The 16,112-nt window shown below is 61.5% G+C and carries 16 protein-coding genes and 1 pseudogene; 7 read left to right on the top strand and 10 right to left on the bottom strand.

Translation table 11 applies throughout. The features are described 5' to 3' along the window. From L21_RS04350 to L21_RS04365, 4 genes and pseudogenes are all read right to left on the bottom strand, one after another. Nucleotides 1-303, bottom strand: a pseudogene (locus L21_RS04350) (DUF2298 domain-containing protein); the annotation flags it as partial. Beyond that, complete coding sequence (locus tag L21_RS04355; protein WP_074369279.1) at nucleotides 293-1,273, bottom strand: lysylphosphatidylglycerol synthase transmembrane domain-containing protein; 981 nt, start codon at nucleotides 1,271-1,273, stop codon at nucleotides 293-295. The gene L21_RS04355 and the pseudogene L21_RS04350, both read right to left, overlap by 11 nt. Then, entirely contained in the window at nucleotides 1,257-1,976 is a 720-nt protein-coding gene (locus L21_RS04360; protein WP_074369280.1) for a dolichyl-phosphate beta-glucosyltransferase, read from the bottom strand. The genes L21_RS04355 and L21_RS04360 overlap by 17 nt, the downstream gene beginning before the upstream one ends. Beyond that, entirely contained in the window at nucleotides 1,969-3,201 is a 1,233-nt protein-coding gene (locus L21_RS04365) for an NAD(P)/FAD-dependent oxidoreductase (protein ID WP_074369318.1), read from the bottom strand. The genes L21_RS04360 and L21_RS04365 overlap by 8 nt, the downstream gene beginning before the upstream one ends. A gap of 114 nt (nucleotides 3,202-3,315) precedes the next feature. Between L21_RS04365 and L21_RS04370 the strand changes: the two genes are divergently transcribed. Both L21_RS04370 and L21_RS04375 read left to right on the top strand, forming a co-directional pair. Further along, nucleotides 3,316-4,482 carry a tubulin/FtsZ family protein gene (locus tag L21_RS04370; protein ID WP_074369281.1) on the top strand — a complete coding sequence of 389 codons (1,167 nt, stop codon included), beginning with the start codon at nucleotides 3,316-3,318 and terminating at the stop codon, nucleotides 4,480-4,482. A gap of 9 nt (nucleotides 4,483-4,491) precedes the next feature. Beyond that, nucleotides 4,492-5,586 carry a hypothetical protein gene (locus L21_RS04375; protein WP_074369282.1) on the top strand — a complete coding sequence of 365 codons (1,095 nt, stop codon included), beginning with the start codon at nucleotides 4,492-4,494 and terminating at the stop codon, nucleotides 5,584-5,586. Between the two features lie 929 nt (nucleotides 5,587-6,515). Here the strand turns inward: L21_RS04375 and L21_RS04380 are convergent. Genes L21_RS04380 through tuf form a run of 3 tightly spaced genes read right to left on the bottom strand, consistent with a single transcriptional unit; the run spans nucleotide 6,516 to nucleotide 9,821 of the window. Beyond that, nucleotides 6,516-8,192 (bottom strand): flippase activity-associated protein Agl23, encoded by a 1,677-nt coding sequence (locus tag L21_RS04380; protein ID WP_074369283.1) that lies wholly within the window; start codon nucleotides 8,190-8,192, stop codon nucleotides 6,516-6,518. A gap of 12 nt (nucleotides 8,193-8,204) precedes the next feature. Next, nucleotides 8,205-8,513 (bottom strand): 30S ribosomal protein S10, encoded by a 309-nt coding sequence (gene rpsJ / locus L21_RS04385; protein WP_011843573.1) that lies wholly within the window; start codon nucleotides 8,511-8,513, stop codon nucleotides 8,205-8,207. 30 nt (nucleotides 8,514-8,543) lie between these two features. Continuing rightward, complete coding sequence (tuf, locus tag L21_RS04390) at nucleotides 8,544-9,821, bottom strand: translation elongation factor EF-1 subunit alpha (RefSeq protein WP_074369284.1); 1,278 nt, start codon at nucleotides 9,819-9,821, stop codon at nucleotides 8,544-8,546. 177 nt (nucleotides 9,822-9,998) lie between these two features. Here tuf and L21_RS04395 point away from each other — a divergent pair, with 177 nt between their 5' ends. Continuing rightward, the gene (locus L21_RS04395; protein WP_074369285.1) at nucleotides 9,999-10,301 is read left to right on the top strand and encodes a hypothetical protein; all 303 of its coding nucleotides are present in this window, start codon (nucleotides 9,999-10,001) and stop codon (nucleotides 10,299-10,301) included. Nucleotides 10,302-10,379: 78 nt separating this feature from the next. Here the strand turns inward: L21_RS04395 and L21_RS04400 are convergent, their stop codons facing one another. From L21_RS04400 to L21_RS04410, 3 genes are read right to left on the bottom strand one after another with little or no spacing between them, the layout of a single operon-like run. Further along, a complete protein-coding gene (locus L21_RS04400) occupies nucleotides 10,380-11,258 on the bottom strand; it encodes a 4Fe-4S binding protein (protein WP_074369286.1) in 879 nt (292 codons plus the stop codon). A gap of 37 nt (nucleotides 11,259-11,295) precedes the next feature. Next, a complete protein-coding gene (gene cobS / locus L21_RS04405) occupies nucleotides 11,296-12,006 on the bottom strand; it encodes an adenosylcobinamide-GDP ribazoletransferase (protein WP_074369287.1) in 711 nt (236 codons plus the stop codon). Further along, entirely contained in the window at nucleotides 12,003-12,446 is a 444-nt protein-coding gene (locus tag L21_RS04410) for a phosphatidylglycerophosphatase A (RefSeq protein WP_074369288.1), read from the bottom strand. The genes cobS and L21_RS04410 overlap by 4 nt, the downstream gene beginning before the upstream one ends. 325 nt (nucleotides 12,447-12,771) lie before the next feature. Between L21_RS04410 and cobT the strand changes: the two genes are divergently transcribed. Genes cobT through L21_RS04430 form a run of 4 tightly spaced genes read left to right on the top strand, consistent with a single transcriptional unit; the run spans nucleotide 12,772 to nucleotide 16,101 of the window. Then, nucleotides 12,772-13,788: a nicotinate mononucleotide-dependent phosphoribosyltransferase CobT gene (gene cobT, locus L21_RS04415; RefSeq protein ID WP_074369289.1), complete on the top strand. Its 1,017-nt coding sequence runs from the start codon at nucleotides 12,772-12,774 to the stop codon at nucleotides 13,786-13,788. 39 nt (nucleotides 13,789-13,827) lie between these two features. Then, nucleotides 13,828-14,382, top strand: coding sequence for a GMP synthase subunit A (locus L21_RS04420; RefSeq protein WP_074369290.1), 555 nt, complete (start codon nucleotides 13,828-13,830; stop codon nucleotides 14,380-14,382). Continuing rightward, the gene (locus L21_RS04425) at nucleotides 14,370-14,912 is read left to right on the top strand and encodes a YkgJ family cysteine cluster protein (RefSeq protein WP_074369291.1); all 543 of its coding nucleotides are present in this window, start codon (nucleotides 14,370-14,372) and stop codon (nucleotides 14,910-14,912) included. The genes L21_RS04420 and L21_RS04425 overlap by 13 nt, the downstream gene beginning before the upstream one ends. Beyond that, complete coding sequence (locus tag L21_RS04430; protein ID WP_074369292.1) at nucleotides 14,905-16,101, top strand: TraB/GumN family protein; 1,197 nt, start codon at nucleotides 14,905-14,907, stop codon at nucleotides 16,099-16,101. The genes L21_RS04425 and L21_RS04430 overlap by 8 nt, the downstream gene beginning before the upstream one ends. Nucleotides 16,102-16,112 lie beyond the last annotated feature (11 nt).

Below are 16,112 nucleotides of genomic sequence, written 5' to 3' on the forward strand. Positions count from 1 at the left end.
GAGGAAGGGGAGCAGGAAGGCGAGGTCCCAGGTAAGCGCCGACCGCAGCCGCTCCCTCGTGAAGAACCCCCGTGCCCCTGCATACGCGATCGCGGCTGCGAACGGCAGAAGGGCGAGCACGATCGGAAGGCCCGAGAGGCCCAGGTACCACGTGCCGAGCGTGAAGAGGAGGACCGATGCCGGGTAGGCGGCCGCCGCCGCGAGGCTCCCGAGGGTGCGGTCGAGCGCCGGCCAGACGGCGAGATGAAGCACTTTGACGACGAGAAGCCAGAGCAGCACGGGAACGATAAACTCAACCGCCAAACGTATCCTCCGTATCGATCTCCCTGTTGAATGCTCTTTTCAAGAGATTCATCGACCAGTCGCCGAAGTAGTAGATCGACCCGACGCCCCCGACGAGCGTGACCAGGTTCTTGATCAGGTGGTCGATGACCGCTATCAGCGTTGCCGTGACCGCCGGGGTTCCCGCGAGCCCGAACGTCAGAGCGAGCGCGAGTTCGTAGGTGCCCACCCCTCCCGGGGTGATCGGAACGGCCTTGACGAGGTTGCCGACGACGATCGCGAGGACGACGACGGCGAACGGGATCGACTCCTGGAACATCAGGACGACCGCGTAGCAGACCAGGACGTCGACGAGCCATATCAGGAGCGACGACCCGCTGAGCACACCGAGAGCCCGGGGGTTGAGGGAGGCCCGCTTCACTTCGTTGAGCATCCTCTGGATGGCGGCGATAATCCGGTTCCCCGACTCTATCCTGCCCGACCACAGAAGCACGGCGAAGAAGACGCCTCCTGCGGCGAGGGGGACGACGATGACTGTGATGAACCAGTCGGGTACGTCGAGTACCGCGAGGACGAACGGGAGCGCGACGGCACCGAGCACCGCGACCATCAGGATATCGAAGACACGCTCGACGACGAGGGACGAGAACCCCTGCGAGTAGGTGGCGTCATCCTCGTGCTTCAGGATGAGCATCCGCACGAAATCGCCGAGACGCGCAGGGACGATGAGGTTCGCCGTCTGGGAGATGAAGATGCAGGCGGTCGAGAACCAGAGGCCTTTCCTGATGTCGAGCCCCTGCAGGATGAACCGATACCGGTACCCCCGGAGGATCCAGGCAGTGACGCAGATCCCGACGGCGGCAAAGAGGAACGGCAGCACCGCATGTTCGAGCGTCAGCAGGAGGTCGTCCCATACGCGGTAGAGCATGTAGGCGACGATCCCGACCGCGATCAGGGTGGGGATGACGACCGCGCTAACTTTCTTCCACATGGAGCCGCCACCAGAGGCGAAGAATCGCCGATCCCATATCTACTACGTCGTTTCTCCGTACCGTCGTCCCCTCGCCCTGCTGCCACTGCACGGGGAATTCCCGTATCCGGTAGCCGCTCTTCTGCGCCCGAACCAGCACCTCGGTGTCCCAGAACCAGTGATCTGCGGTCACCGATGGGAGCAGGGAGAGAAGACGGTCGCGCCGGAACGCCTTGAACCCGCACTGGTGATCGCGGAGCGAACTTCCGAGGATCGTCCGGACAAGCGTGTTGTAGCCGCGGCTCGCGATCTCCCGCCCGCCGCTCCGTATGATGGTGCTCTCGGGGAGGAGGCGTGAACCGGTTGCAATGTCGTGGCCGTCGCGGATGGCGTCGATCAGTTCTGCGAGGTGCCGCATGTCGGTCGCAAGGTCCACGTCGTAGTAGCAGACGATCGATCCCGAGGCTGCGGCAAACGCGCGGTTGAGCGCCCGTCCCCGCCCGAGCCGCTCGTCGGAGTGGAACAGGCGGACACGGGGATCGTTCGCCTCGCACTCCCTGACGAACTCCGTGCTCCCGTCGGTGCTCCCGTCCTCGGCGACGATGAGCTCGAACCTCCCCGGGGCGATCGCTTCAAGCGTCTCGAGCGACCGCGGTATGGCTACCCTGAGTGCCGCAAGATCGTTATAGACCGGAAGGACGGCGCTCACCTCGATCTCACGCATCCGGGTACCTCGCGAGAACCCTCTTCGCCACTTCCTGCCCGGCGACGACCGAACCGTTCATGCTCCGCTCCGGGTAATTCGGGGGGCTGAACATCCCGGCGAGGAAGAGTCCATGCTCTTCGTAGTCGGGAAGGCGGTTACGGAGCCCCGTCGTGTAGACCGGGCCGGCATACGGGTCGACCGCGAGCCGGTGCCAGTGCACTTCGTCCTCGTCGACGGAGAACCGGCGACAGAAGTCGGCAAGCATCGACTGTTCGAATCCCTCCGGGAGCCTGCCGCTGAAGTAGGATGCAAGGTAGACGATATGCTCGCCGTACCACTCGAACGGAGCGAAGTTGGTATGCGAGACCACCGCACCGTAAGGAGCCGCATCCTTCATGTTCAGCCAGTATATGCCGTCGGTCACGTCCCGGCCGAGTGCGAGGGTCATGCAGGCGGCGCCCTGGTAGGGTATTTTGGCGATATCGAGACCGGTAAGGTCGGCGGTCACCTGCGGGGGGAGCGTCGATACGACGGCATCGTACGATCTCCCGTTGACGATCCAGCCGCTCCCCTCCCGCCGGATCTCCTCGACGGGAGCGTCCGGCAGGATCGAGGCGCCCCGTCGCGCCGCCTCTTCCTCGAGCCGCGCAATGAAGTGCCGGAACCCCCCTTTCAGGTATCCCAGGCGCTCGCCCCCGGCACCCCGGTCGGACCGGATGGCGATGCGGGATATGAGCCAGGCGGCGGAGACCTCGCCGGAGCGGTAGCCGAACTTGCTCTTTAAGAGCGGCTCGAAGAACGAGGAGTATACCCCGGAACCGAGGTTGTCGAGGATGAAGTCCTTCGCGGTGATCCCGTCGAGCGCCGAGACGTCCAACCGGCGGGAGCGCAGCGTCAGCAGCCCGAGACGGGCCTTTTCCATGAGAGTGAGATGGGGGTAGCGCAGGATCTCGGTCGGGGTTGTGAGCGGGTGGATGGTTCCGTCGACGTAGTAGCCGGTGGAACCTCGAAGCCATACCAGCCGATCCGCCATCTGCAGCGTATCGAAGAGGTTAAGGAGGGCGTCATCGCCGGCAAAACAATGGTGGTAATACTCCTCGATCCAGTAATCGCCGATCCGGTACGAACCGAGGCAGCCGCCCGGAACGGGCCTTCGCTCAAAGAGATCTACCTGGTGTGTCCCGGCGAGTTCGAGAGCCGAGACCAGACCGGACAGACCTCCCCCCACAACGCAGATCTTCATCATTTATCCCTACGTATGAAAAATATAAGAACACTTTTGGGTTATAATGTATGCATGGTCTTTATACATAAGCGTGGATATAATTAATTAGTCATTATGAGGGTGTGAAGCTGAATGAGGGTCTTCTTCATAGGATTCGGTCAGGCTGGGGGCAAAATTGTCGATATGTTCATCGAACAGGACAAACGAATGCAGACCCAGAATTTCAGGGGGATTGCCGTAAATACGGCGCGTACCGACCTGATGGGGCTGAAAAACATCGAACTTAAAGATCGGCTCCTGATCGGGCAGACCGTGGTGAAAGGCCATGGTGTCGGGACCGACAACGTGACCGGTGCGCGGGTGACCGCCGATGAGATCGATGCTATTATCAACGCCATCGATTCGCGCGGTACGCACGACATCGATGCCTTCGTCATCATCGCCGGCCTCGGCGGCGGAACCGGCTCAGGGGGTTCGCCGGTCCTCGCCCGCCACTTAAAGCGCATCTACCGGGAACCGGTCTATGCGATCGGCATCCTGCCTGCCCCCGAGGAAGGCCGACTCTATTCCTACAACGCAGCGCGTTCCCTGAGCACCCTGGTGAACGAGGCGGATAATACCTTCATCTTCGACAATAGTGCCTGGAAGAATGAAGGAGAGAGCGTCAAAGATGCGTATAACCGGCTGAACGACGAGATCGTCCGCCGGTTCGGAGTGCTTTTCCGTGCAGGCGAGGTCGGCAAGGCCGGCGTCGGCGAGATGGTCGTGGACTCGAGCGAGGTCATCAACACTCTCCGGGGCGGCGGCATCAGTTCTGTCGGATACGCCATCAGCGAGAAGATCAGCCCTCGTACGAAGCAGAGCCAGGGGCTCCTCTCCGGCCTGGTGCGCAAGAAGGAGAAGACCGAGGAAGTCCTGACCGGCGAGGACAAGTCTGCGAAGATCATCGCCCTTGTCAGGCGTGCCATGCTCGGGCGCCTCACCCTGCCGTGCGACTACTCGACGGCCGAGCGCGGTCTCGTTCTTCTCGCGGGCCCGCCGGATGAGATGGACCGGAAGGGCGTCGAGAAGTCGAAGAGCTGGGTGGAGGAGAACATCGCCGGCGTCGAGGTGCGTGGCGGGGATTACCCGGTGCAGAGCGACTACATCGCTGCAGTGGTGGTTCTTGCGACGATCGGGAACGCTCCCCGGATCACCGAACTTCTTGAGATTGCCAAGTCCACGAAGGAAGATGTCCTCAAGTCCAAGGAAAAGCGCTCGACCATGTTTGACGACGGCATAGAGCCGCTGTTCGAGTGAGGATACGCTATGAAAACAAACATCAGCAGATGGTTCATTCTCCTGCTGGCACTGGTCTGTGTCGCGCAGGCAGCATCGGCGTTCGAGGTCACCAGAGAAGAGATTAAACCTGAGAGCGGTGCTCTCGAACCCGGCCAGAGCGTGAACGCGCACTATGTGATCTCTTATAAGATGGCCTCCACAGGCAGTACCTACATGGACGATGAAAAATTCGAGTTCAGTACCGGGCTGCAGAAACCTGCCTGGGATTTCAAAATCCGGCGTGAGGGTTATCCGGATATAGCCTTCCCCACAAGAGGGGGTCCCTACCAGACCCTGTTGGAGTTCGAGATAGGTTACAGTGGCGAGGTCGAGCTCGATGTTCAGCTGCGCGGTACCGTGCCCACAACCTCAGCTGGGAGGTTAGAGGTGGTCAAGATTGAGCACTACAGGGACAAGACTGTGGAGGATGAATACCGCATGACCCGCGACGTCGTGACCGCGGCCCAGATCGGGGGTTCTCTTGCCGCCCAGCAGCAGCGCCTCAAAGACCTGAAGGCCGATATCGATGAGAAATCGGCACAGGGCGTTGATGTCGCCGCCGCACAGGCCGAGTACAACGCCGCGAGCCAGGCGCTCACCAGCGCTGCGTCGGCAGACCCGTCACAGGCGGCGAGTTACATCGCCACCGCGAAGATAGATATTGACGAGGCGATTGCGCTCCTCGATAAGGCGTGGGCCGAGAAAGCGGTCGCTGACACCGGTGCGGCGATCGAGTCCCTCGACGGGATGATCACCTACTTCGTCGAGAACCGTTCCATGAGTGCCGATCCGCAGGTGGTCGCCATCATGACCAAGCGGGAGAGCGCCGTCCAGTTCTACTCCCAGGCACAGGACAACCTGAACGGCAAGAACTACCCGCTGGCGCGGTCGAAGGCAGGGGACGGCCTGAATAAGGCCAACGAGGCTCTGTCCGATGCAAATGCGCTCAAGGAGAAGATCGGCGAAGGATTCAACCTTGGAGGTAACCTCCTCCTCTACATCGGCATCGGGGTCATCATCGTCCTTATCGTCGCGGGCGTCGTGATATACCGGAAGAAGACCGGCTGGGACGAACTCGGATAGCCCTGACATCCACCCTCTTTTCGCACTCTCATCTTTTGTACCTGTTCTCCGGCGTGAGTGGCGTCAAACGCTCCTGGTAAAGTCCATTGATCCTACTGCTTGTGGTCATCTAAAACCCCAGTACTTCGCTAAAACGGTTGAGGTAATCTTCAAGAGGTCAAACCATCGACCTCCCTTCGCAACCTAACGGTTGCTCAAACTCCGGATGTTCCATCCATCGTCCTTCGCGTTCTCCCGCGTGCTTCCGCGTGAGTAAATTGGAGGATGTCAACAGAACCTCGCGCGAAGAGCGCGAAGCCGCGAAGCGCGACTGGCCGAAGGTGTGACGTTCCAGAGAAACGGAGTTGGAGCACCGTTAGGTGCGTGGGCAGGAGCATGAGCACCGCAAGGTGCGAAGTCCGGTGCCCGGGTGCTGCCGATCCCGTTGTAGGTCGCTATGCGAGGCTGCATTGGTCTATTTCAGATACCGAAATTAGCGAAGTACTGAACCCAAATATTCGAGATCAACTTCGTGTTCTTCGCACTTCGCACCTACCGGTGCTCCAACTCCTTTCCCGCACCTGACGGTGCTTACGTTCGCTATCGCTCACGTCTCGAAGACCTCCGGTCTTCTCAAACTCCTGTCCGAAACCTTTCGGGTTTCTCAAGTTCCGGCCCTGCGGGCCATTGCATCCTACGGACAGTCGTTCTCCGGAACGTCGCACCCTTCGGAAAAGTCGTCCTTCGCGGCTCGCACTTGGGGCGGCTCAAGCTCGCTCTCGCTCGCACTTCGTGTGAGCTAACAGTCTATAAGCGATGATGCAGTCTCACGCGAAGGACGCGAAGCCGCGAAGCGCGAGAATCCGAGTCTTGAGAACTCCGGGAGACTTTGGGGAGAAGAAGGGGATGTGGGGAACTAGATCTCCAGCCGCTGGACCGGGAAAATGGTGTCAGGCAGTCGTCCCCGCGGGAACCCTCGAGAAGACCTCGAGGTTTCTGCTCCCCATCTTCCCGTCCCGCAGGAAGTAATACTCGAGCAGCCTGTCCTTGTTCTCCTCGTAGGAGAACCAGTAGTTCAGCCGGCTTGTCTCCTTCACGTAGCCTTCGAGGGTCGGATAGGTATCGGCATCGTGGGTGATCACGAGATCGAAGTCCCCTCCGTATATCGTCGGTTCGCTCACCTTCTGGCTGTAATACGCGAGTTTCGAGGCACGGTCGCCCCGATAATACCAGGGAAGCGGCCAGTATGAGTCGGTCGCGACCGCCACCTTATCCGCGGCATCGATCTTCGCAAAGACCTCCCGCAGGTCTTCGGAGTTCTGCACCTGCACGATGGGTTCGTTGATATCCGCCGGGGTGTACGCCACATGGAGCGTCATGACGATCAGGAAGATGCTTGCTACGACGGCGATGACTGTTTTCTTTGTGGTCATCAGATAGACCGCCACAAAGATCATGGGCAGGAGCTGGTGGAGGATCAGCCACGGCACCTTCTCGCCGATGTAGGCGTAGACTGCAAGCGAGAGGAGCATCCAGAAGATGGCGAACCTCGCGAACTCCTTCTGCCGGTCGATCGGCCGGATCTCCCCGTCGCCCGAGAGGATCTCGCGGACCCGGTCTTTGAAGCCTGATATCCGCTCAGCGGGCGGGATTTCAGTCTCCCGGGTTTCCTCAGCCTCTGTCTCTTCTCCTTCACCGGGGCTCCCCGTGGTCCCCGCCCGTCGCTCCTTCCAGCGGGAGACGATGCCCGGGATGTCGACGAACTGCAGAACCCCGACCACGGCAAGGATCAGGATCGGCACCTCGTAGAGGAGGAAGAACAGGATGTAGAAGTACGGCGGCCCCCCGAGGCGCTGGGCCTGGTGCATCGATGTCCAGTGCTCGATAGCCCGGAGCCACCCGTCCATGAGCACCTCGGGGTGGGCGCCGAACGACGAGTAGAGAACCGCCATGATCCCGACCGCGACGAGGGCGCCGAGCGCGAGATCCCGGATCCAGCGCTTCGGGAGCCGCGCTTTTCCAGTCCAGACCAGGTAAAGGAGGTACGCCCCGAAGATCAGGACGATGATCGGCATGTTCTCCTTCGCGGACATCCCGAACCCGATCGCCGCCCCGGCGATGAGCGCGTACTGCACCTTCTGCCGCTCGAAGTAGTAGAGGAGGGCGACGAGGAGCACCATCGTGAAGAAGGCGATGAAGATGTCGTTCCTGAGGAACCGCGAGAAGTAGACCATATTCGGCGACACGGCAAGGAAGAGCGCCGCGACGATAGCCTGCTTCTTATCGAGATAACCGAGCCGGTAGATCGGATAGACCAGCGGGACGAGCAGGGTGCCGAGCAGCGCCGGGAAGAGCCTGCCCACAAGATCGGAGTCTCCAAGGAGCGAGAAGATCCCGGCCGTCATGTAGTAGAGAAACGGCCCGTGATACATGGGGTCGTAGGTATACGTCCCCTCGGTCAGGAGCCGATAGGAGAACCACGCGTGAATAGCCTCGTCGTGGTGAAACAACTTCAAGTCGAGCGAGTAAAAACGGAGGGCAATTGTGGCCAGAAATATGAGGAGAAAAAGCCCCTCGAATGAGAGTAGTCGTTCACGGACTCCTGCCGCGAACACGGCGGCCTTCACGCCGCACTCACCTCAGCTCTCCAGCACAATCTCAATGCCGATGTCTTTTGGAACCTGAATGCGCATCAGCTGGCGTAGCGCACGCTCGTCGGCATCGATGTCGATGAGCCTCTTGTGCACCCGCATCTGCCAGCGATCCCAGGTTGCGGTACCTTCGCCGTCAGGGCTCTTCCTGGTGGGGACCACGAGTTTCTTCGTGGGCAGCGGGATAGGACCTGCCAGATTGACGCCGGTACGCTCTGCTATCTCTTTGATCCGGTCGCAGACCATCTCGATTTTTTCGAAATCAGTTCCGGAAAGACGTATTCTGGCCTTCTGCATGTTAACCACCAAAAAATTATAGGTATCTTCTTATCTCATCTGCTTGGGTGTGATGTCCATGCACACGCCTGCCGCAATGGTGGATCCCATATCACGGACCGCGAACCGCCCAAGCTGCGGGATCTCCTTGACCTTCTCGATGACCATGGGCTGGGTGGGCCGGATCTTGACGATTGCAGCGTCGCCGGTCTTGAGGAACGTGGGGTTCTCTTCCTTGACCTGGCCGGTCCGCGGGTCGAGTTTCTTCATGAGCTCGACGAAGGAGCATGCGATCTGGGCGGTGTGGCAGTGGAAGACCGGGGTGTAACCGACGGTCAGGGCGCTGGGGTGGTGGAGCACGACGACCTGTGCGATGAACTCCTCTGCAACGGTCGGGGGTACGTCGGCGGGACCGCAGACGTCGCCACGGCGGATGTCGCCCTTGCCGATACCACGGACGTTGAACCCGACGTTGTCGCCGGGGAGTGCCTGCGGGATCTCCTCGTGGTGCATCTCGATGGACTTGATCTCACCCTCTTTGTTCGCGGGCATGAAACTGACCTTCATTCCCTTCTTCATGATACCGGTCTCGACACGGCCGACGGGCACGGTCCCGATACCGGAGATGGAGTAGACGTCCTGGATGGGGAGACGCATGGGGAGGGATGTGGGCTTTTCGGGTTCGGTGAGCGCGTTGAGTGCATCGAGCACCGTCGGGCCCTTGTACCAGGGAGTGTTCTCACTGGGCTTCCCGATGTTGTCGCCGACGAACGAGCTCATCGGGATGAAACTGATGGCGTCGGGCTTGTAGCCGACCATCTTGAGCAGCTGGGAGAGCTGTTCCTTGACCTCGTTGAAGCGCTTCTCGTCGTACTTGACGACGTCCATCTTGTTGACGCCGATGATCAACTGGTTGATACCGAGCGTACGGGACAGGAAGACGTGCTCCTTGGTCTGCTCCATCACGCCGTCGGGTGCGGCGACGACCAGCAGTGCGGCGTCTGCCTGGGATGCACCCGTGATCATGTTCTTGACGAAGTCACGGTGACCGGGGCAGTCCACGACGGTGAAGTAGTACTTGTCCGTGTCGAACCGCTTGTGGGCGATATCGATGGTGATACCACGCTCACGCTCTTCCTTGAGGCTGTCCATGACCCAGGCGAACTCGAAGGAGCCCTTGCCTTTGGATTCGGCCTCCTTCCTGAACGACTCGATGATGTGAGGCGGTACGGTTCCAGTCTCAAAGAGCAACCGACCGACGGTGGTAGACTTCCCGTGGTCGATGTGTCCGATAACTGCTAAATTCATGTGGGGCTTCTCAGCTGCCATAGTTTGTATCCTCCACTCAATAGGCGTGTCAGCTCGAACAGCCTGCTTATGCGAGTATCTTATACGTAGGACGTCTTCCATATAAAGCATTTCTATGCGCGCCAGTAGCGCGCATGCTTCAAAAAACCCCGGTAATCGACAGAATCTTATTCTCGGGAAATCTACGTTCCTCGTACCATGAAGATACTTGAGTTTCACCGTGACGATGGAAGTGACCGGGTGAAGGTAGCATGCGCAGATCGCGAGGTCTCGGTTCACTCCCACTGTGGCTACTGCAAACACTGTGCGGGTGTCCGGGTGGGCAAGCGGACGATCCCGACGCCGCAACGCCAGGCTTTCTCCGGCGTTCAGCAAGGTGGAAGTCCGGACGAGAACCTGCTCAATGCAGCCATGATGTTCAACACCCTTGTCCGGGACGGCACCGCTATCGAGTGCGATGACGACGCGGGCGAAGGGTTCTCTTCAATGTACCGCCGGTAGATCCCGGTGCCGGTTCTTCACCGGGGCGGTCATCGGCCTGTTACCGCCTCCGGCGCCGGCGCACCGGGCTATCTTTCACTACTCTGCTGCAGAGTCGTTCTGCCCGAACTCTCTTCGGATTCCCTCTGCAAACTTATCGTACCCGATCTCCTCCATCTGGTCGGCGAGAAGCCGGCCGCTCCATGCGGTGCGGTAGACCCAGTAGACGATGCGGTCGACGACCTCGACGACCTCTTCTTCCGTCTCAACGGTGACGAGTTCTTTTCCCATAGCGGGAGAGGCCCCGCGCCGGCCGCCGACCGTGATCTGGTAGTGGGCGTACTCGGACTTCAGGAGGTGGTAGGGGCAGGAGTGGATGCATATCCCGCACTGGACGCATTTGCTCTCGTCAAGAACCGATATGCCGTTCTTCAGTTTTATGGCGCACTCCCTGCAGTACTCCACGCAGGTGCCGCACCCCGTGCAGAGCCCCGGAGTGCGCAACGGCCGGATCCTGCCGATGATCCCGATGTCGTTAAGGAGCGGGCTGTTGCACATATGTGTGCAGCCGGAGATGGCGATGCGGAGCCGGATCGGGAGTTCTTTCCCGAAGACCCGCTCGTCGATCTTCCGGGCAAGGTCGATCGTCTCGCAGTTGGCGTACTTGCATCGTTCCGTGCCCGGGCAGGCCATGACGTTGACGACTTCGTTCTGTTCCGCCCCGATGGGCGTTCCGTTCTTCTCGAGGGCTTTTGCGATCTTTGCGAGGTTGTCGGGGTTCACGTGCGGGATCTCCACCGTCTGGCGCATGGTGAGGTGGAGCGAGCCGTCACCGTACTTCTCGCTGATTTTTCCGAGTTGCTTGATCTGCGCCGCGGAGAGAACTCCTGCCGGAATCCGCAGTCGTACCGTCGCATAGTCCGCGTTCCGCTCGGTGATGATCCCCCCCCGGGAGTAGAGGGTGTGGTCCTGTATCATTCTACAGTAGTAGCGGCCGCCGGGATAAAAAAGGTGATTACAGGAGAGCGAGGAGGAGAATGATCCCTGCCCGAACGATCTCGTTCGTCGCGCCGACGACGTCGCCGTTGACGCCGCAAAAAAGTCGTCGGGAAAGAGCGAGCATCAGTGCGACGATGACGGCCGTAGCGGCGAGGGCGAGCGCGATATCCGCCCGCGGGACCGGCAGCAGGAAGAGCGGCAGTGCAAGCAGGAAGGCCGGGACGACGAACCACGGTTTTGCAAACCCGTGGAGGTAGGAGTGAATCCCCTCCCGGAACGGCGCGCCGAGCGTGGTGAGCCAGGACATCGCGACCTTCGCGCAGACTTCGGCGATGAGGATCGTCGCCGGGAGGTTCGCGGCGGTCTGGAGCCCGGCGAACGATAGAAGCGTGACGACGATTCCCGCCGCGACTGCCCCGGCGCCGGTCGTCCGGTCGGTCATGGCCGCGACCCTCTTCTCCCGGCTCCCGTGGGCCATAAGCCCGTCGCCGAAGTCCAGCAGGCCGTCGAAGTGGTTGCACCCGGAGAGGACGAGCACCATGGCGAGGGCGACGGCCGCACCCACCACCGGGGATGCTATCCAGCAGGTAATCCCGGCCGCTATCCCGCCGATGACGTACCCGGCGAGCGGGTAGAGGTAGGAGCGGCGGGCAAAGTGCTCGAACTCGACCGGTCTCCCGAGGGGGAGGGAGGTGCAGAACTGCAGGAGGGCGCGGACCGACTTCACACCGATCCCATCGACTCGCTGTAGAGGCGCGACGTGCAGCCCGCGATCAGCCCGGCGACGGCGTCGTCGAGGAACGGCCCGAGGTTGCCCAGGATCCCCGGTTTCTTCTGGTCGTACCGGGTGAACTCAAACCGCGCATAGGTCCCCCCGATCACCTCGGCGATGGCCATCCCGATGATCTCGTCGGAGAGGAGGAAGACCGGGTCGTCGGCGATCTCGGAGTCTTTCCGCTTAACATAGAGTTCGTCCTCGAGCAGGAGGGCGCCGAGGAGGAGCGATGAAATGTTCGGGTCCTCCAGTGCCTTCCCGATCTTTGCGTCAAGCCTGCGCGCGGCCTCATCCGCCTCTATCCCGTGGGGGACGTAGAGTTCCATCGCGGCAGCGACGATATCTCCCCTTACGATGCCCTTCTCTTCCAGTCTGCGCTCTATCTCGAACATTGTTCAGATATTGGAGCCCTGAGGTATTTCGGCGTTTGGATTTAACGACTGCCGGTGTTCGAGAGCCCCGAAGGGTTTCGAGTGGAGTTTGAGTCTGATTCGGCGCAATGTCATACGAGTTCACGCAAAGGCGCGAAGTCAGAGCATTGATAGGCTCTTCGTGTTCTTCGCGCCTTCGCGTGAGACTGAGCCCCCCTCTCTCACTGTGCCACCGCATGAGATCACACTTGGGCAAGGGACCTCGGATTCGAGCGATCAAAGGGCACGGGCCGGGCCGGGCCGCTGACCGCAACCTCTTCTATCCCGCGGCGCCTACCCTGTAATAATGTCTCATCCCTTCCTCTCAGAAGACCTGCGGATAAGGCCCGAGCGCCCGATGCTGGCGCTCGTCCTCGGTAACACGATGCTCTCCACCGTTCCCGGCGTGTCGGGCGCAGGGCCGACCCCCGAAAAGACCCTGCTCACCCCGAACCTGGACGCGGAACTCGTCACGACCGGCGCGATCACGAGTGTCGCGGCCCGGCCGAACACCCCCACGGGGTGCCCGACGCCGGCGAGCATCACCCGGTCGATGGTGGAACTGACCGGGCTTGCCCCCGTCATCATCAACGCGGGGCTCGCCCATACCCCCACCGTCCCCTGCATCGACGTCTACGGGAGCCCCGGCGGCGATCCGAGAACGGAGGACGCGGTGCCGGAGGCGGCTGCCCTCTTCGAGCGGGGGGAGATGGTCGGGAGGCTTCTCTCACAGTACAGCGACTTTTTGATGCTCGGGGAGTGTGTCCCCGGCGGCACCACCACCGCCCTCTGCGTTCTGCGGGCGCTCGGCTACGACGCCTCGGTCAGCAGCGCGTTTGCGAAGAACCCCCTCGGCCTGAAAGACGCCGTCTGCCGCGAAGCGCTCGCCCGGATCGACGCGACGGGTGCGAGAGAGCCCCTCGATATCCTCCGCGCCGCGGGCGACCCCATGATGCCGGTTGCGGCGGGGATCGCGAGCACCTATACCGGCGACATCCTCTTTGCGGGCGGAACCCAGATGCTTGCCGTTGCGGCCGTCCTGAAAGCGCTCGGGAAACGGGTGCCGCACCTCGCGACGACGGTCTATGTCAGGGACGATCCGTCCGCCGGGTTCGTCCGGTCGGTTGCCGATGTCGGCACCGTCGCATACTATGTCGACCCGAACTTCGCCGAGCTCGGCCACGTCGGGCTCGCCCGCTACTGCATCGGCGAGGTCAAGGAGGGGATGGGAGCCGGCGGGGCGCTGACGCTCGCCTACCTCATGGGTCACGAGCCCGAAGAGATCTCCCGGAAAGTCTTCGATTTCGTCAGGAAGTACTCCTGAGGGAAGGACTATTTACCCTTTTACATCCATCTATAAGCAATGCTTCCACTCTATGTGGTCAACAATTACGGGCAGTTCAATCATCTGATCCTCCGGACGCTCCGTGACATGGATATCGAGGCCACGATGATCTCGAATGAGACGCCGCCGGCCGAGGTCGCCCGGGGCTGCCGGGGAATCATCCTCGGCGGCGGCCCGACCCTTGAGCGTGCCGGCGTCGCCTCTGCCTACCTTGACCTCGGTCTCCCCGTTCTCGGGATCTGTCTTGGGCTGCACATCATGGCGACGGCCCGCGGGGGCGCGATCCGCCGGGGTGCGAGCGGCGGGTTCGGTGCCGTCGAGGTCGAGATCCTCGAACAGAACCCCCTTCTCCAGGGCTACCCCGACCGGATGCAGGTATGGGCATCGCACGCGGACGAGGTCTCGGTTGTGCCGGAAGGGTTTGTCCGGCTTGCAGGATCGTCCATCTGCGACGTGGAAGCGATCGTATCTCCCGATGAACACCTCTACGGGATCCAGTGGCACCCGGAGGTCAGCCATACCGTCAACGGGAGGCTTCTCTTTGAGAATTTTGACAGAATATGCTCGGAGTAGATGACGTTGCGGCTCAACTCGGGTCGATTGGATTCCGTTGCAGGGGATGCGGCGGCTGTTGCCGGCGGGTCGCGGAGGACTCGAACCTCGTGCTGGTGAGTCCTGCCGAGGTCCGGGCAATCATGGCGGCGACCGGTATGGCCTGGGATGAGGTTGCCGAGCCCTATCCCGACTTCATCGGTGCCGGAAACGGCGCCGAGTACACCCTTGCATGGTGTCTCAGGCGAACGGCCGATGCCTGTATCTTCCTCCGGGACGGGCGGTGCTCGATCTACGCTCACCGCCCCTGGATCTGCCGCACCTATCCGTTCATGCTGGTGGACGACGACCTCGCGGTATCGGAGTGTCCCGGCCTCGGTGCGCCGCTCTCCCCTTGCGATGCGCGCGATGTTGCGGCCGACCTCTGCAGGCGGCAGGCCGCCGAGACGGTGGAGGAGGCCGGTATTCGAGCCGTCTTCCATGAAGCGGCGGTGCCGCCGGGGAAGCGCGCCGTGATCGACAGCGAGGGCGTGAAGGTGCTCCATGACTGAGATCCGTCTCGTCGGGACGGCACACGTCTCGCAGAAAAGCGTTGAGGAGGTTCGATCTGCCATCGAGGAGTTCCTGCCCGATATCGTCGGCGTCGAGCTTGACCGGGGAAGATTCATATCGCTCACACAGGAGACGGCCGAACCCTCGGTGGCGGAGATCCTGAAAGGCGGGAACTTCGGCCAGCTCCTCGTTCAGTGGGTGCTCACCTACATCCAGCAGCGAATCGGCGCAGAAACCGGCGTGAAGCCCGGTTCCGAGATGATCGCCGCCATCGAGGAGGCTGAAGCGCACCAGAAGCCCGTGGCGCTCATCGACCGGGATATCCGGATCACGCTTGCCCGGTTCTGGGGCAAGATGGGTGTCTGGGAGAAGATCAAGCTCGTCGGAGCCCTGATCTACTCGCTTGTGAGCGTCGAGGGCGAGAAGATCGATGTTGACGAGTTCACGGACCAGGACGTCGTGAGCGCTGCGATGGTGGAGTTCCGGAAGTTCTCTCCCCGGGGCGCCCAGGCCCTGATCGACGAACGGGACGCCTATCTGGCCCATCAGGTTCTGATGCTCACCGGTCGGTACGAACGGGTGCTTGCCGTCGTCGGCGCCGGACATATTCAGGGCGTGCAGCGATACCTGGACGCGCCGGAGACGCTGCCGCCGCTCCCGACCCTGACCGCCGGTGTGAAGAGTCTGCCGTGGGCGAAGATCATCGGGGCTGCCGTCACCCTCCTCTTCCTCCTCCTGATCGCCGCGATAGCGTTCTCGGGCGTGGGGATCGACGTCCTGCTGACCGCTCTTCTTTACTGGATCGTGATCAACGGCGTCCTGAGCGCCGTATTCACGCTTGCAGCCGGCGGACACCCTCTCTCGGCCGCCACGGCGTTTGCGGTCTCCTGGTTGACTTCGCTCAACCCGCTGCTTGCGGCGGGATGGTTCGCCGCCATCGTCGAGGCAAAGATACGGAAACCCGTCGCCGGAGAGTTCCGCCAGATCATCGAGGCGGAGACGTTCACGGAGATGCGGCGGATCCCGCTCTTCCGGGTAGTGCTGGTTGCAGCCCTCGCGAACGTCGGGAGCACGCTCGGGACAATCGCGTACTTCCTGTTCATCTTCCCGATCCTCGGGATCGATCCAACCGTTGTCATCGCCGACGGCTTCTCGAACATGCTCCAGATGATACTGGGCCTCTTCTAGGGTGCCCTTTC

Source organism: Methanoculleus chikugoensis, assembly GCF_900095385.1.
Classification (GTDB): domain Archaea; phylum Halobacteriota; class Methanomicrobia; order Methanomicrobiales; family Methanoculleaceae; genus Methanoculleus; species Methanoculleus chikugoensis_A.

Coding starts and splice junctions, on each gene's coding strand:
- tuf (WP_074369284.1), bottom strand. CDS start 9,821: ATGGCAGCTGAGAAGCCCCACATGAATTTAGCAGTTATCGGACACATC.
- L21_RS04360 (WP_074369280.1), bottom strand. CDS start 1,976: ATGCGTGAGATCGAGGTGAGCGCCGTCCTTCCGGTCTATAACGATCTT.
- L21_RS04375 (WP_074369282.1), top strand. CDS start 4,492: ATGAAAACAAACATCAGCAGATGGTTCATTCTCCTGCTGGCACTGGTC.
- L21_RS04400 (WP_074369286.1), bottom strand. CDS start 11,258: ATGATACAGGACCACACCCTCTACTCCCGGGGGGGGATCATCACCGAG.
- cobT (WP_074369289.1), top strand. CDS start 12,772: ATGTCTCATCCCTTCCTCTCAGAAGACCTGCGGATAAGGCCCGAGCGC.
- L21_RS04370 (WP_074369281.1), top strand. CDS start 3,316: ATGAGGGTCTTCTTCATAGGATTCGGTCAGGCTGGGGGCAAAATTGTC.
- L21_RS04430 (WP_074369292.1), top strand. CDS start 14,905: ATGACTGAGATCCGTCTCGTCGGGACGGCACACGTCTCGCAGAAAAGC.
- L21_RS04395 (WP_074369285.1), top strand. CDS start 9,999: ATGAAGATACTTGAGTTTCACCGTGACGATGGAAGTGACCGGGTGAAG.
- L21_RS04355 (WP_074369279.1), bottom strand. CDS start 1,273: ATGTGGAAGAAAGTTAGCGCGGTCGTCATCCCCACCCTGATCGCGGTC.
- L21_RS04410 (WP_074369288.1), bottom strand. CDS start 12,446: ATGTTCGAGATAGAGCGCAGACTGGAAGAGAAGGGCATCGTAAGGGGA.
- L21_RS04365 (WP_074369318.1), bottom strand. CDS start 3,201: ATGAAGATCTGCGTTGTGGGGGGAGGTCTGTCCGGTCTGGTCTCGGCT.
- rpsJ (WP_011843573.1), bottom strand. CDS start 8,513: ATGCAGAAGGCCAGAATACGTCTTTCCGGAACTGATTTCGAAAAAATC.
- L21_RS04420 (WP_074369290.1), top strand. CDS start 13,828: ATGCTTCCACTCTATGTGGTCAACAATTACGGGCAGTTCAATCATCTG.
- L21_RS04425 (WP_074369291.1), top strand. CDS start 14,370: ATGCTCGGAGTAGATGACGTTGCGGCTCAACTCGGGTCGATTGGATTC.